Origin of the sequence: Streptomyces sp. NBC_00273 (assembly GCF_036178145.1) — a bacterium.
Taxonomy (GTDB): Bacteria; Actinomycetota; Actinomycetes; order Streptomycetales; family Streptomycetaceae; genus Streptomyces.
The window spans coordinates 309,816-324,789 of the sequence record NZ_CP108067.1; the positions used below are offsets into that span (position 1 = coordinate 309,816).

13 protein-coding genes and 2 pseudogenes are annotated in these 14,974 nt (G+C 67.5%); 8 read left to right on the top strand and 7 right to left on the bottom strand.

Annotated elements, in window-relative coordinates:
* Positions 1-83 precede the first annotated feature (83 nt).
* On the top strand, positions 84-278 hold the full coding sequence (locus OG386_RS01420; protein ID WP_328786355.1) for a hypothetical protein: 195 nt from the start codon (positions 84-86) through the stop codon (positions 276-278).
* 520 nt (positions 279-798) lie between these two features.
* On the top strand, positions 799-1,101 hold the full coding sequence (locus OG386_RS01425; RefSeq protein WP_328786356.1) for a hypothetical protein: 303 nt from the start codon (positions 799-801) through the stop codon (positions 1,099-1,101).
* Positions 1,102-1,589: 488 nt separating this feature from the next.
* Here the strand turns inward: OG386_RS01425 and OG386_RS01430 are convergent, their stop codons facing one another.
* The gene (locus tag OG386_RS01430; protein WP_328786357.1) at positions 1,590-2,927 is read right to left on the bottom strand and encodes a NucA/NucB deoxyribonuclease domain-containing protein; all 1,338 of its coding nucleotides are present in this window, start codon (positions 2,925-2,927) and stop codon (positions 1,590-1,592) included.
* Positions 2,928-3,118: 191 nt separating this feature from the next.
* On the opposite strand from OG386_RS01430, the gene OG386_RS01435 reads away from it, so the two are divergent.
* The 3 genes and pseudogenes from OG386_RS01435 (at position 3,119) to OG386_RS01445 (ending at position 5,785) form a co-directional block, all read left to right on the top strand.
* Entirely contained in the window at positions 3,119-4,384 is a 1,266-nt protein-coding gene (locus tag OG386_RS01435) for a hypothetical protein (protein ID WP_405790496.1), read from the top strand.
* Between the two features lie 287 nt (positions 4,385-4,671).
* Positions 4,672-5,522, top strand: a pseudogene (locus OG386_RS01440) (IS5 family transposase).
* Positions 5,519-5,785: a hypothetical protein gene (locus tag OG386_RS01445; RefSeq protein ID WP_328786358.1), complete on the top strand. Its 267-nt coding sequence runs from the start codon at positions 5,519-5,521 to the stop codon at positions 5,783-5,785. The pseudogene OG386_RS01440 and the gene OG386_RS01445 overlap by 4 nt, the downstream one beginning before the upstream one ends.
* Before the next feature lie 163 nt (positions 5,786-5,948).
* Here the strand turns inward: OG386_RS01445 and OG386_RS01450 are convergent, their stop codons facing one another.
* The 3 genes from OG386_RS01450 to OG386_RS01460 all read right to left on the bottom strand — a co-directional run bounded on the left by OG386_RS01450 (position 5,949) and on the right by OG386_RS01460 (position 8,597).
* Positions 5,949-6,461 (bottom strand): hypothetical protein, encoded by a 513-nt coding sequence (locus OG386_RS01450; protein ID WP_328786359.1) that lies wholly within the window; start codon positions 6,459-6,461, stop codon positions 5,949-5,951.
* Between the two features lie 802 nt (positions 6,462-7,263).
* Complete coding sequence (locus OG386_RS01455) at positions 7,264-8,178, bottom strand: phosphatidylinositol-specific phospholipase C (protein ID WP_328786360.1); 915 nt, start codon at positions 8,176-8,178, stop codon at positions 7,264-7,266.
* 209 nt (positions 8,179-8,387) lie between these two features.
* Complete coding sequence (locus OG386_RS01460) at positions 8,388-8,597, bottom strand: hypothetical protein (protein ID WP_328786361.1); 210 nt, start codon at positions 8,595-8,597, stop codon at positions 8,388-8,390.
* Between the two features lie 137 nt (positions 8,598-8,734).
* On the opposite strand from OG386_RS01460, the gene OG386_RS01465 reads away from it, so the two are divergent.
* Both OG386_RS01465 and OG386_RS01470 read left to right on the top strand, forming a co-directional pair.
* On the top strand, positions 8,735-10,102 hold the full coding sequence (locus tag OG386_RS01465) for a helix-turn-helix transcriptional regulator (protein WP_328786362.1): 1,368 nt from the start codon (positions 8,735-8,737) through the stop codon (positions 10,100-10,102).
* A gap of 733 nt (positions 10,103-10,835) precedes the next feature.
* A protein-coding gene (locus OG386_RS01470) for an IS5 family transposase (RefSeq protein WP_405790912.1) occupies positions 10,836-11,722 on the top strand; the annotation gives its coding sequence in 2 pieces (ribosomal slippage) (positions 10,836-11,094 and positions 11,094-11,722; 888 coding nt in all).
* A gap of 15 nt (positions 11,723-11,737) precedes the next feature.
* Here OG386_RS01470 and OG386_RS01475 read toward each other — a convergent pair.
* Together OG386_RS01475 and OG386_RS01480 are read right to left on the bottom strand one after the other, a co-directional pair.
* The gene (locus tag OG386_RS01475; protein ID WP_269664218.1) at positions 11,738-12,037 is read right to left on the bottom strand and encodes a DUF6506 family protein; all 300 of its coding nucleotides are present in this window, start codon (positions 12,035-12,037) and stop codon (positions 11,738-11,740) included.
* Positions 12,038-12,212: 175 nt separating this feature from the next.
* A pseudogene (locus OG386_RS01480) lies at positions 12,213-13,048 on the bottom strand (IS5 family transposase).
* Between the two features lie 555 nt (positions 13,049-13,603).
* On the opposite strand from OG386_RS01480, the gene OG386_RS01490 reads away from it, so the two are divergent.
* Positions 13,604-13,822, top strand: coding sequence for a hypothetical protein (locus OG386_RS01490; RefSeq protein ID WP_328786363.1), 219 nt, complete (start codon positions 13,604-13,606; stop codon positions 13,820-13,822).
* A gap of 115 nt (positions 13,823-13,937) precedes the next feature.
* Here OG386_RS01490 and OG386_RS01495 read toward each other — a convergent pair.
* A protein-coding gene (locus tag OG386_RS01495) for an IS5 family transposase (RefSeq protein WP_328793131.1) occupies positions 13,938-14,797 on the bottom strand; the annotation gives its coding sequence in 2 pieces (ribosomal slippage) (positions 13,938-14,449 and positions 14,449-14,797; 861 coding nt in all).
* Between the last annotated feature and the right edge of the window lie 177 nt (positions 14,798-14,974).

The window sequence follows — 14,974 nt, forward strand, 5'->3', positions numbered from 1 at the left end:
GCCCATACCGACGGACACTGCGTCCCCGAGTCCGTGGCGACGCAGAAACCCCAGGCCCTCAATGTGTGTGCACTCTCCCTCGCATGAACAGCACCAGGTACGACGAACCCTGCCCCCTTTGCCACGCACCGCTGCTCTTGGACCTGCTCCAGGTGCGCTCCGCTCGGTCCGACTTCCCCGTCGCCGAGCGCGTCACAGGGCGCCGGTGCCCCGGCTGCCAGGCGGCCCGGCCCGTGTGGTGGGTGGAGGTGATGCGGGAGCACTACGGCGACACCTGATGGCGCCGTGCGAATGCTGCGCCCCTCCCCCACGAGCCCCACCCGCCCCGGAATCCCACTCCAATCCACCGTCATCGAGCGCACACCAGCACACGACGGCCCCAACCACCCACCACCGCTGAGCACACCACGTCACCGACGCCCTTCAACACGAACAGCCACCCACACCCCCGCACCCGGCAAGGGGGCTTCGTGCTTCCTGGAGGAGTTCGCCGTGCCGTGAACACCCGCCCGGCGGGCTCTGCTGGTCAGCTGGCTAGTGTCCCCGGCGTCGTAGACCGCGCGGGCCGAGCTCTGCTTGGACGGGTCGCCGTACAGCAGGGCCGCGAGGTCTGCCCACGACGTGCCGCCGTCGCGGAGCCGGACGACCATCGCGCGCAGCCGGCGCTGCAGGTCCGCCGGGAGGTCGGACGACGAACCGCTCCAGTGGACGCCCCAGCTCCCTGCCCACGCACTGCACCGCCTCGATCTTCCCGGGCCGGACCCGGGCAGCATCAGGGTCACCCGGCTCCATCAGGCCGTGCCCGGCGGAGGCTTCTCCATCGCCCGGCTCGCACACACGCTGAACACCACCACCTACCACGTCATCTGCCTGCTGGCCCAGCACCCCGTCGACTGGAGCCCACCCCGATTCCGCCGCACTCAGCACACCGCCACCCGCCTGAAACAGTGGCGCATCTGGTACGAGCAGGACCACCTGTCCCTGCAAGCCATGGCCAACCGGGAAAGGACCAGCCTCGCCGCTGTCCGGCTCGCGCTCCTCAGCCATGGCATCTGCCTACGCTCCGCCGGGTCCTACCCGGGCCGCCCAAGGAGAAAATGACCCCTACGGCAGACACGTCATGGGCTGGTGACGACACGCAGACAGAACTCGAAGGGCCTGAGCTGACCACGATCGCAACTGCCTCCCTTGCCAAGTGGCACCGGACCTGCGACGCACGCCGCCTCGATAAGCACGGCAGCACGATCGGGGTCACAGCGTCGCTGCCTGTCTCGGAATAGGAAGCCCACGACCCCGAGCAACTTGCCTCCGAGGGCTTCGAGGAAGCTTCCGAGAACGGAAGGCACGCATAGGCAGCGCGGTACTGCGGTGGAGAGCGGAACGGCCCCCGCCCAGGACAGGGTGTTTTGGATAGTCAGGCGTACTGGCCGTTGATCCGGGCGGCGTCGGTGTAGGCGGACGACCGTGTTGGCGGCGAGGACGGCGCTCTGCTGAGCGTGCCACCTGAACCAAATGGCGGCGGCCACCGCCCCGGGGGAGGTGGGGACGGTGGCCGCACTTGTGCTATCGGCGGTCAACCGAGCGTGACGTCAGTCGACGTTCACCCAGTACGGGTCCTCTACGGGCCAGGCAAGGATCCGGTCGTCGACATAGAAGTTGCTGAGATTGGTGCCCGCCGACCGGTTCTCGCCCAGCTCGATGTTGCGCACCGAAAAGTCCCATTCGATCGACGATGCGCCCTCATAGGTGGAGCTGAAGGGGTACTCGTCGCAGTCATCGACCGAGGTGTTGTACGGCGGAAGGCCGGTCGCGGCGTTGTAGTCCGGGCCCCACGGGTTGGACGCGCGCTTCTGCCCGCATGCCGCCTTCTTCACCTCCTCGTTCGCCAGGGCGATCGCGCCGCCCTGCCCCCGGCTTACCACGCGGTGCAGCGGCGCGCCCCGAGACCCGGCGGTCGGCGACCACTTGCCGGGGACCTTCTTGGGGTGGTTCTCCTTGGGGTAGGTGACGCCGTCGGTGGCCGGGGCGTTCTGCGCGTCGCGGATGTGCTGGCGAATGTTGGGGTGGTTGCCGTCGTAGGTGAGGAAGGGCAGCGCCCCGGTGTAGATGCAGGCGTGCGGGTAGCGCTTGACGCCGTGGGTGAAGTAGTCGGCCGAGTCGCAGCGGATACCGATCGGGGGGCCCTCACCGCGCTCGGTGCTCTGCTCGTATCCCGGGCTCGCGCCGTTCATGTAGAGGCGCCACTGGTGGAAGGCGACCTGGTCCTGGCCCTCGCCGCCGATGGAGGAGACGTCCCAGTAGACCCAGTCAGGGAAGTTGCTCCACTGGGCCCATTCCATCTTCGCCGGAGACCGCCCGACGCCGCACGTGGCAGTGGTGGGCTGATTGGCGCCCGGCACGCATTCGGGGGTGATCTCCAGCTTCAGGTTCGGGGCGACGGTCCGCTTCTCCAAGGGGTTCCACCCGTCGTAGTTGACCTGGCCGGTTTTGGCGCGGAAGAAGACGCGGGTGGCGCGGGTGTCGTTGTAGCCGATGGCGGCGGCCTGGAACTTGATCGTGTTGGTGCCCTTCAGGACGGGCTTGCCGTCCACCTTCTTGTAGTACCTGTTCTTGAATTCGTATTCCTGGCACCACTTGAACCGGTTGTAGACGCGGCCGTCGGGGTCTTGGGCGTCCGAGGAACCGAGACAGTCGTTCAGCCACTCGGTGCCCGCGGGGTTGTCGGGGGATATCGGCATCTCCGCCGTCCCCTTGCCGTTGCTGCTGCGCTGAGCACCGTCGCCGGGCTTGGCCGTGTACTCGATGCCCGGGGCCGACGCGGGGGGCTTGGGGCTTGCGGCGGCGACCGGTGAGGCACCCACGGCGCACAGGGCTGCGGTGAGGGCGAGCGGGGCTATCGCTGCCAGGCCGCGTCTGACGTGTTTCACAAGGTGGTCCCTTCCTCCGGTGGCCCGTTGCGGGCGCACCGAAGGCATGGAACCGGTCAACTCCCTTTCATACCAACCGAGAACGCGACAGTTTGTGATCGTATTTGGCTAGTTGCGGTACAGACCTGCCGCCTCCGGCGGCGCTAGTTTCACTCACACTCACCTCACAGATCACACACAGGGGGAAAGCAATGATGCGCCGCACAAAAACCCGCCTGAGTAGAGGGCTCGGAGCGCTCATAGCCACCGCGACGGCCGCCGTGGGCCTGGCCGCCACCCCGGCCGCCGCCACCCCGGCCGCCTCCGGGCAGACGGTCCAGCCCGGCCAGGCCTGTACCGCAGCCGATCTCGGCAAGCGCCACCCGATCATCAAGAGCACGGAGGTCGCCCCGACGATCACCCACTTCAAGGGCTGGTACGTCACCGCGGGCTCGACCGGCTACCAGAACGTCACCACCAGCACCCAGACCACCATCTCGGTCTCCGTCGGCCTCAACGGCGAGATCAAGGGCGATTTCGCCGTCGAGGCCCTCGGCACCGTCGGCGCGATGCTGGGCCTGAACGTACAGGTGAACTACTCCTCCACCAGCAGCGAGTCGACCTCGGTCAGCTGGAACTTCAACGACCCCGGCTACTACGGCGTCTACAAGGGCACCAAGAAGGTCACCGGCACCTACGGAAGCCTCAACTGCAACCGCGTCCAACAGGGCGACGGCAGCTGGGTGCTGAAGTGGATCGAGGGACCCGACAGCGGCAGCTACACCACCTACACCACCCTGGAAGAGGGCGCGGTGCGCTGCGAGGACAAGGTGCCCGCCAACAGCATCATGCGCAAGGCACAGGGTCTCCTGGACTGCGAGACCCCGCCCCGGGCTGGACACGCACCAGGGCCGGTGGCCTCTGCCAAGGCCACCGCGGCCAGGAACGCGGCAGCGAAGGACACGGTGAAGGGCACAGCGGGCAAGGCGGCCACCGCGAGGACCAGTGCGCCCGCCACGCGGGCTGCCCTGAACTGCCAGCCTGACGTCTACAGGATCCACGTCCCCGGCAAGCCCCTGAACTGGAGCGCACCGGTCCTGGCCAACGATGGCATCCGGCTGCGCGAATCCAACTGGACCAGCGCCCACCTGGACAACTGGCGGCTGTGCAACGTGACGGAGCGCAACGGGGTTATCGAGGCGTCCCTGTGGAACTGGGGCAATGGCGGGTGCGCGACCATCCCGGCCAACATCGCCAACCAGGAGCAGGCCTACCTCACAACGGCCCCTTGCGGGGAGGACGACCTCCAGCGGTTCTACATCTATCGCGACGTACCTGGCGGCTCGAAGATCGGCCTGCAGAACAAGTACACCGGCTCGATGCTGGGCCACAGCCGGTACGCGGACGGGGAGTTGATCCGCCAGTACTCCAGCGGCAGGCAGGACGGTACGGGTACGTACGACCTGGTGAAGGTCTGACCCTTCCCCACCTGACGCGGTCCCCTCTGGCCCAGGTCGCCCAACTTCCATCTCGCGTGCACCGAGGTCGGGCGACCTGGGCCTACGCCACGGACGTGCCGTAGGCGCCTGAGCGGCTCTGAGTTCCCAGCGGGCGCCGAGCCCGCCCGCACCCACCTCTTTCGCCAGAGAGACCTTTACTTGAGAGGGTGGTTCGTGAGTCTTTGAGCTGCTCTGTCGTCGCCTGATGGGGTGGGTGCGGGGCGGAATCCGCCGGTCCGCAACCGCTCGCCTGCTGGTGTGATGGTGTGACGGAACGCAAGCCGTACCCCAGCGACTTATCGGACGAGCAGTGGGCTCTGATCGAGCCTGTGATCACCGCATGGCAGGACCGGCACCGCTCGGTCAGCGGCCACCAGGGCGCCTACGCGATGCGGGAGATCGTCAACGCGATCCTCTACCAAGGCCGGACCGGCTGCCAGTGGGCCTACCTCCCGCACGGTCTTCCGCCGAAGAGCGCGACGTACTACTACTTTGCCGCCTGGCGGGACCACGGCACCGACCAAGTCATCCACGAACTCCTGCGCTGCCAGGTCCGTGAACGGGCCCGCCGATTAGAGGACCCGACCCGACCCTGGTGGTCCTGGACACCCAGAGTGTCCACGCGGCCTCCGGGGTCCCCGCCTCCACGACCGGCCGGGACCCGGCGAAGAAGGTGCCGGGCCGCAAGCGGGGGCTGGCCGTGGACGTGTTGGGCCTGGTCATCGCCGTCATCGTCCTGGCTACGAACACCCACGACAACGCAGCCGACATCGCCCTGCTGGATCAGGTCGCCGAGCACACTGGCGGCACCGTCCGCAAAGCCCTGGTCGACCAGGGCTTCAAGAGGGCCGTGGTTGCCCACGGCACCGCGCTCGGCATCGACGTGGAGATCGTCGAACGCAACCCGCAGGACCGGGGGTTCGTCCCGCAGCCGAAGCGGTGGAGGGTCGAGCAGACCTACGGGATCCTCATGCTGCCCCGACGCCTGGTCCGCGACTACGAGCACCGCTCCTCCTCCGTCTCCCGCGTCTACTGGGCGATGACCCAAGTCATGGCCCGACGGCTCACCGGCGCGAACACCCCCACTTGGCGCGGACCGCAGGCGGCGGCCGCATGAACCTTCAACCCCTGCTCGACGTCCCCGGCATCCAGAAGGAAGCCGCCCGGGCCCTGGCCGACGACCTCCGTGGACAGATCACCGAACTGCAGGACCGCCTGCGGGAGGCTGAGACCCACCTCGAACACCTCGAGATCACCCGGAAGACCATTACCGCCTCGCTCACCGGCTCCCGGCCGCCCCGCCGGACCTGCCCGAGCACCCGGATTACCCCAGATCCTCGCCGTCTTCAACGAGGCTACCGGCCCCCTGCGAGCCCGTGACGTCTGCGAAGCCCTTGGCCACGAACTGCTACCGAAGAACATCGAAGGCACCCGCGCCGAGCTGAAGCGTCTGGTCAGACTCGATATCCTCGCCGAAGCCGACACCGGCAACATCACCAGAAAGCCACGTCCGTGAATCCGTGGCACCTCTTCTCGCGCTGGATCAGACGTGCTCGGCGATCACATAGACGGAGTTGACCCCGCTCGCCCGAGCGACAGCGACGGAAGCGGTGACGGTTCCCTCGGCTGGTCCCTGAGCTCCGCGCCAGGAACTGCCCGGGAACCTCCAGCCGAAACGCTGCCCCTCCCTGCCGTCCCAGCCGGCAGGGAGGCCAGGCGTGAGTGGCCCCACGCTGAGGGTCTGAAGGAAGGACGTCAAGCCGGCGTCGGAAACCTTGATGTGAAGGAAGAGGGTCCCTTCGGAACCGATCAGCGATTCTTCGTCATGGAAGCGCACGTCCGTCGCCTCGTCGGGCAGGCTCACGTCGTAGTGCGCAAGCACGGTTGCCAGCGAACCGTCGCCATAAACCACGTCGTCCCGCTCTCGGAGATAGTCGTGCGGGTCTGCTTCACCAGGACTCAGTAGCCAGGCGGCGGCACCTGCCAAGATCGCGCAAACGACTACGCTCAATACGCCATACCGCCAACGGGCCCAGCCCCGCGTCCCCTCCGACATGCGCCTATCTAAGCGCGCAACGATCCGGAACGCCAACTGTCAGCAAGCAAACCAGTGTAGTCACCTGATACTCGCGCAGCCGAGCACAGCCCCGCCCGCCACCAGCCAACCTCACCCAACCCAGCCCTGAAACGGACGATCACTCGCGAACCGCCCTCTGAGGGTCCTGGCTCCCGAGCAGCGGGCGTCGGGCTGAAGCCGGAGCCGAAGACATGGCTTTCTGCACCAGCGCGGAACAGACCGTGTAGATGTCCTTCAACGCCGACCGGCGGGTCCTAACATCACCCGCGCCGTTCGATGGAAGCCGGCTTCAGTCCACGACACGAGCCCTCGGCGCCGCGCCAGCAACGGCCAGCGCCCTGCGGAGCACCCAGAGCGACCCACGGCAGTGAAACACCCCGAACTCGCCCCCGTCTCTCTTCTCCTCCCGCGCACAGGGGTAAGTCGGCGCAGTCACCACCCGCCGGGCGGATAGTGACCTGCAAGAACGGTCAGCCGCCAGCGGCTGGCCTCCCCCCTCAACCTCCCCCCGAGTTTCCCCCCAAACTTCCCCGCCAGCTTCCCCCCACCGCGGCAAACGAGGCTTCGGCCCCTTGCGATCTCTCGCTTTCATGTCAGTACGTGACCTGCACGTCTCTCACCCGATGACAGTGGGCCGATCCCGGATCTCTCACTTCGTGACAGTGAGAGCGGCAGCCAGCACCTGGCCCTAACCAGCGCCGCAGGCCCCTACCGGACACACCCGCCACTGACACTCAACTCACTCACACGAAACCGAGAGATCGCACGCGCCCCGCGTCCCTTATACGAAGTTCTTGTCGATCAAGAGCTTCATGATGTCGGGGCGGTAGTTGGGGAAGTCCATGGGCACGATGCCGAAGCGGGCTCGCTGGGTCTTCCTGGGCTCCAGGTACGCGTAGACACTCGGGAAGATCTTCTGGGCCCCGATGGAAGGTTCGGGGACGGGCCCCTTGGCGGTGCTGGTGAAGTTGATGAACATCTTGGAAGTGGTGCGGTCGGACCACGCCGCGTCGAAGCAGCGGACGATCGCCTTCCTCTTCTCGTCGTCCGAGACGTTGTAGTCGTCCTGGATGATGCAGTGGGTGTCCCACTTGAGGACGGTCCAGGTGTGGTCGAAGTCGGTGAGGAGCACGATCTTGCCGCGGGCTTGGCCCAGGGTGGGCCAACTGTCGCCGGTAAAGAAACGCGGACGGAAATGCATCGACGGATCGTCCAAGTGCCAGTTGAAGCGGCGCCTGAACTCCTCCGCGTCAAGCGCCTGGCCCCCCGAGTTCTCGTTCTTGACCCGCATGATGATCACTTCCTTCGGGTTGTTCCGCAGGAAGTAGTCGCAGTCGTTGAGGACGTCCGCGAACCGCTTGTTCATGAAAAAGGCGGCGTGATAGAGGCCCATCTCGTTCGCGGAGCCCTGCAACCCGTTCAAACGGATGTCGAGAAAGCGGATGCCGTTGCCGAGCTGTGTCCCCAGGTCCCAGTCCTGGCATTTGGCGGCGGGCCAGCCACTGTTGGCGCAGGTATTGTGGGTTCCGGGGATCGTCAGCCCCGTGACGGGCAGGCTGTTGGAGAGTTGTCCCATCCAGGACCGGGCGGACCAGCTTGCGGCAGTTGCCGTACTCGGGAGGCCGAGCGTGGTGGCAGCGGCCAGGCCACCGGCTCCGGCCGCCCACTTCAGGACGTCACGGCGGGTAGGACTCATGTCTGTTCTCCAATTCATTAAAAAACGCGAGGAAGAGCGCACTCTGACCTCCGATGCAGGCACACGGGTTCCACAACTCACGACTCACGGAGCTGACCAATCAACGAAGAATGGAACTCTCACTTCCACCGAGCCGGGACAGGGCCCACGACCACCCAACCGACGGCGGATAGGACCCGCCGCCCCCGTCTCCCGTTCTTCAGGGAGGCCTAGTACTCCCGGGCCGGGCAGGTGGCGTCGCCCCAGGCGGTGGTCACGATGCAGTCCTTGCCGGGGTCGAGCCACCCGGGAAGCTCCGTGTCGGCACGGACCCGGTGCCCGGCCGGCCCCTCCCCAGCGGCGGAGGCGGCGCCGCCGCCCCACCCGATGCCCGCGGCCAGTACAAGGGCCACCAGTGCCCGGGTCGTGTTTCCCCGCATGTGCGTCAACTCCTGCTGTAGCCCGGCGACGGTCAGTCCCGCCGGTGACGTGCTCCGTTCGCCAACCGCATATCCCGGCTGTGATCACCACTGTGCCGACCCGGCGCCGCCCGCGGCAGCCCTAACGGGCATCATCTGTGTGCCATGCACTTTTAGGAGGGGTTCCATGGCCGAATCACCGGTCGGCGGCGGGGCGGCGGGGCGGCGGGGCGGCGGGCATACCCGAACTGGACAGCGCCGCGGTCCTGCTCTACCGCTGGACCGTCGTCCACGAAAGCCTCACCCCCGCGGACCTGCCCCGGGCAGCGGCCGAGACCGGAATCGGCGAGCACGAGAGCCGGCAGGCGCTGGACTCCCTCCTCGACGCCTGCCTCCTCCAGGAACTCCCCGCCGCGCCCGGGGATCCCGGTATGCGCTGGCAGCCGGTGAGCCCGCAGGCTGCCGCGAGCCAACTGCTCTCCGACCGTGACTCCGCCCTCCGCGCCCAGGAGGAGTCCCTGCGCACCCAGCGCCGGCAGATCCAGGAGCAGCACGACGGGCTCGCGGCCCTCATGCCTGTCTACCTCCAGGCCCGCCAGCACGCCTTCCCCCAGGGCACCATCGACCACCTGCCCGACAAGTTCGCCGTCCGCACGCTGCTCACCGACGTCATCGACTCCTGCCGCAGCGAGGTCCTGGTCTCCAAGCACGGCGGCTCCTTCCCCGCGGCCGCCCTGCGCGAGGCACTCCCGCGCGACCTGGCCCTACTCGCCCGCGGCATCCGCATGCGCAGCCTCTACCAGCACGCCACCCGCTTCGGCCAGCCCACCCACACCCACGCCGAACATCTCGTCGCCGCCGGCGCCCAGTTCCGCACCCTGTCCGAAGTCCTCCCCCAGATGATCATCGTGGACCGGGCCCTGGCCCTGCTCCCCGCCCGGTCCAGCGGCGCCCTGATCATCCGCGAACCCGACCTCCTCGCGTACCTCCTGGACGTCTTCGAACGGGACTGGGCCCAGGCCACGCCCTACGCGACGGGCCCCCAAGCCGCGCACGGCGTCTCCCAGACCATGAAGCAGACCATCCTCGTCATGCTCGCCAAGGGCCTGAAGGACGACACCATCGCCCGCCGCCTCGGCATCTCGCTGCGCACCTGCCGGCGACACGTCTCCGAACTCCTCGAGACCCTCGGCGCACACAGCCGTTTCGAAGCGGGCGTCATCGCCGAACGCCAGGGCCTCCTCACCCACCACCCGGCGCCCCCGCCCGCGCCCGTACCCCCGCCCGCAATCGAGGCCCCGGTGGCAGCCCCGCTGAACACCCGGGTGGACGCCGCCCACCCGGCCCCGGACACCGCCCGGTCTGGCCCGGCGGCCGAGTGCCTGGCCTGCAGCCAAGCCCTGCCGGCACGGCCCCCAGGGCAGCCAACCGGACGACCGGCCCGCTACTGCTCCCCCAAGTGCCGCTCCCGCGCGTACCGTGCGCGAAGGCCCTCTGGAGACGCAACGAAACGGGCCGGCGCCTGACGGACGTCACGAAACCCCCGCCCACGTGACGAAACTCCTGCCGGCGCGAGCGCGTCCTGCGTTCAGAGCGCACCGAGAATGACGTACGCCGTTCATCGGGGCGGTGTGCTTCCCTCGTAGCGTGGAGTCTTGACCCGACAAGGAGTTGAGGTGGGGAAGCGCCGTATGGCTCCGCCCGGGCACGGTCGCCGACACCATTCCAACACCAAGAGCCGACGCTACAAGCTCACCGCCGACCAGCACGCCGCGCCAAGCTCGGCGTCGACTGGGCGTGACACGCCACCTCGCCCGTCGTTGAGCTGGGACGTCAGCGAAGTGGAGGCCCCGGGACGTCGTGACCCCCGGGGCCTTCGCCTTGCAATCCGGACGTCTTCACCTTCGGGGCCGTCGGGATCCCACTGGGTGAAGCCCCACGGGTCGGCCGCGGCAGCGTCGAGGAGGTCCCAGACCGTCTCTTCGGCGTGTTCGGGGAGTTCGGGGAGGACCTTCGCGGCCGGTGTCGAAAGGCGGACCACGTACGGCTGCACGGTCACCGGCACCGCCGGCCGCGGAGCTCGGCCATGTGCACGAACCCGGTCTCGTCGAACTCGGAGATCGTGAAGGCGACGAACGCATCGACCGCGGGGGCGGAGGCGAGACGGGCCTGCCAGACATGGACGACCTCGTAGAGGGTGTTTAGGGCCTGTCCGACGGATCATGTGACCTGTCCCGGGTTCAAGTCGTTGGCATGTTCATGGGGCGGGGAGATCTCACGAATGAGGAATGGTTGCGGCTGAAGCAGCTTCTGCCGAAGTGCGGGCAGTGGGGCGGGCGTTGGGAGAGTCATCGCAGGGTGATCATCGGGATTCTCTTCCGACAGCGCACCGGGGTGCCGTGGCGGGGTCTGCCTGCGCGTTTCGGCAAGTGGAAGACCGTGTACGAGCGGCACAGGCGCTGGTCTGCGGACGGCATGTGGGACAGGATCTTCAAGGCCGTCCTGGCCGACGCGGACGCACGGGCTGCATCGACTGGTCGATGGTGAGCGTGGATTCAACGTCCTGCCGCGCTCACCAGAACGCCGCCGGAGCACACAAGAAGCTACCCCGGGTTCCGGGAAGACAGACGCCCCGGCAGCACCGCCCCGATGAGGGGCTCGGACGCTCCCGGGGCGGGCTGACCTGCAAGATTCATCTGCTTGGTGAGGGGGGTTGCCGGCCTCTCGCCTTCCTCATCACGCCAGGTCAGTGGGGCGACGCACCGCAGCTCGTTCCCGTGATGGAGCGTGTCCGTGTCGCCCGCCCGGACGGTGGGCGCCCCCGGACCCGGCCCGATCATCTCGGCGGTGACAAGGCGTATTCATCCCGGCGGAACCGCCGCTACCTGCGCCGACGCCAGATCAAGCACACCATCCCCGAACCGAAGAACCAGCGGGCCAACCGCCAGCGCCGCGGCAGCAGGGGCGGCCGGCCCACCGGCTTCGACACGACGATCTACAAGCGCAGGAACGAAGTGGAACGCACCATCAACGCGCTCAAGAACTCCCGGGCGGTCGCGACGAGATACGACAAGAGGGCCTACATCTTTCACGGCAGCGTCACCGTCGCAGCCATTCGGCTCTGGCTCCGGTCCCTATCGGAGTGAAGGAGCTGGCACCCGTCACGAGAAAATCGCGTGCACCTGATCGACCGCTTCGGGTCCGTAGCCAACCGTGCCCACGGGGACTGCGCCGTTGATCGCCTCGATCACACGCCCGGCCCATACCGGCCCGAATCCCCCGCACAGTTCAATCAGCTGCACGCCCTCGCCCACCAGACGCCGCGCGGCCTCGATGCCCTCCTCGGGCTTCTCCACCCCGACGAACACACTGCGGCACGTACCCGTGTCCACGACGCTGACATCGCCACCTGCCGCGCTGCCGTCCGCCGTGTAGATGAAACCCCAGTGAGTGAGCGCCATACGTATCGACCTCCTGTGATCGTCAGAGCCACCAGCCAAGCAGAGCCAGGGCGGGAATGGCCTGGAACGGAGACAAGCCGTGAGTGATCTACGCCGCACTCCCGATGCCCGCACCGTCCAAGTACAGCAACACGGCCCGCTAGCGCATGATCCGCCGGACAGCTCCTAAGAGGTCCTAACAAAGGCGTTGGACGTGGCGGTGGGTGATGAGGCAGGTGGCGAGGCCGAGGAAGGCCTCGTGGATGTCGTCGCGTCGTTCCCATCGGATCCGTAGCCGGCGGAAGCCGTGAAGCCAGGCGATGGTCCGTTCCACGACCCACCGGTAGAGGCCGAGGCCGGAGCCGTGTGGGACTCCGCGGCGGGCAATCACGGGTTTGACGCCGAGCGCCCAGACCAGGCGGCGGTACTTGTCGTGGTCGTAGCCGCGGTCGGCCAGAACACTGTCCGGGCGTCTGTGGGGCCGGCCGACGAGGCCGGCGACCGACGGGATCTTGTTCAGCAGCGGCATCAGCTGAGTGACGTCGTTGCGGTTCCCGCCCGTCAGCGAGACAGCCAGCGGGATGCCCTGCCCGTCAACGATCAGGTGGTGCTTGCTACCCGGCCGAGCGCGGTCGACCGGGCTCGGACCGCTTTTGGGCCCCGCCGAGCGGCCCTGACATGGGAGGAGTCGATCACCGCCCGCGACCAGTCCAGCTTCCTTGCGACCCGCAGCTTCTTCAACAGCACCAGGTGCAGTTGGTCCCACACACCTGCCTCGTTCCACGCGGCCAGACGCCGCCAGCAGGTCATCCCGGAACCGAACCCTAGCTCCTGCGGCAGGTACTCCCACTGGATCCCGGTATGCAGCACGAACAGGATCCCGCAGAGTACCTGCCGGTCCGGCACCCGCGGACGGCCCTCCACCCGCTTCGGCGCCGGATCCGGAAGCAACGGCTCGACGAGCGACCACAATTCATCCGACACGATCCACGGCCGTGACTGGCGTTTCCCCACGACCAGACCAACGACCACCCGAACCGAAAGTCACATGATCAACAACTTCTGTTAGGGCCTCTAAGGGCAGCAGCCTGTCCGGCCACACCCGGGACCACCTCGACGCAGTCGCTGCCGAACTCAACAGCCGCCCACGCAAGACGCTCGGCTGGGAAACCCCAGCCGAGCGCCTGTCTAAACTGCTCGCCACCACACGTCGGTGATCACGTGTTGCAACGACCCCTGGGATTCGCCTATGAGCTGGACCTTCGCCGTGGAGCGGGCGACGGGAATCGAACCCGCGCTCTGAGCTTGGGAATCACCGGGCCGACACGGAGGGGTTGACGCTGACCAACGCAAACGGCCTCTGGTGATTAATCGCGAGGCGTCTCACTTGACTGCTCTTGACCACTGGGATCCGCTCTTTCTGGCACGGATGCGGCACGGGCTTCCATCGGCTCTGACGGGTCGCGTCACCGACCCCGCACCCGACAACACTGTCACCCGAATGGCCCACCATAACGTGCCACCCACATGGGTGAAGATCAAGCTGGCTAGTGCCCCAACCGAGGCAATCTGTGAAAGGAGAACCAAATGCGCATTCGACGAATCCTCGCCGCGGTCTTCGCCACGGCAGCCCTCGCCGGACTCGGCCTCACAGGCGCCGCCCCCGCCACCGCCGCCGCCGGCAGCGTCACCCCGGCCAGCGTCACCCCGGGTGAGTGCACGGACAACGGCGGAACGATCGATCGGTCGACGCCCGTGCTCCCGACCTGCAGGGGCGGCATGTACGACGGGCAGACGGTCGACTAAACCCCACTAGGCCCGTTGCGAAAGTGGATCGGCGCCCCGCAGCCACGCGTTGCGGGGCGACTCCCTCGCGAGCGTTCTCCCTCGGCTGACGGCTCAACGTACCTAGGCGGTGTCTTCAAAGGGGTCTGAGCCAGAGGAACAGGGACGCGATGGTGACGGCTGCCTGGTAGGACTCGCGGGTTTTGTCATAGCGAGTGGCGATCGCGCGGTACTGCTTGAGGCGGTTGAAGCAGCGTTCGACGACGTTGCGTTTCTTGTAGAGCTGTTTGTCGAAGGCAGGTGGTCTGCCTCCGTCGCGGCCGCGGCGGGATCGGTTGGCCCGCTGGTCCCGGCGTTCGGGGATGGTGTGGCCGATCCCGCGTTTACGCAGGTAGGCGCGTATCTTGCGGGAGCTGTAGCCCTTGTCGCCCAGGACGTGGTCCGGGCGGGTTCGGGGCCGCCCGGGCCCGGCCCGGCGGACCTTGATGGTGTCCATGACCTCTTCGAAGCGGGTGCAGTCGGCGGCGTTGCCGCCGGTGAGGACGAAGCCGAGCGGCCGGCCGCGGCCGTCGCAGGCCAGGTGGATTTTCGTGGTCAGTCCGCCTCGGGATCGTCCGAGGGCGTGATCACATATTTCGTCCCCCTGCCCTGCCCCTTTTTGCGGGCGCCCGCAGCATGCTGATGGGCCCGCGTGACCGTGGAGTCGACCGACACCAGCCAGTCGATGTCACCGGTCGCGTCCTTCTCCGCCTGGACCGCGGCCAGCATCCGCGTGAACGTCCCGTCCAGCGCCCACCTGCGAAAACGGGTGTACAGAGTCCTCCAGGGCCCGTACCGTGCCGGCACATCACGCCACGCCGACCCCGTCCGCAGCTTCCACACGATCCCGTTCAGGACCCGCCGGTCGTCCAACCTCGGCCGCCCCGAGGACGACCGCGGCAACAGCCCGGACAGCGCTTCCCACTCCACATCCGTCAGCTCATGACGACGCACCATGCCGACATGATCCCCCATCAGAACCATTTGAAGACACGGCCTAGTACTGCAACGGTGTTTGCAGTGATGGTTTGTTGGGTTCTGGTGGTGTGTGGCCGTGTCGTTTGTAGTGGCTGAGGCGGGCTTGGAACTGTCGTCTGCGGCGCCAGTTTGACCAGTGCAGGACGTGCTCGATGG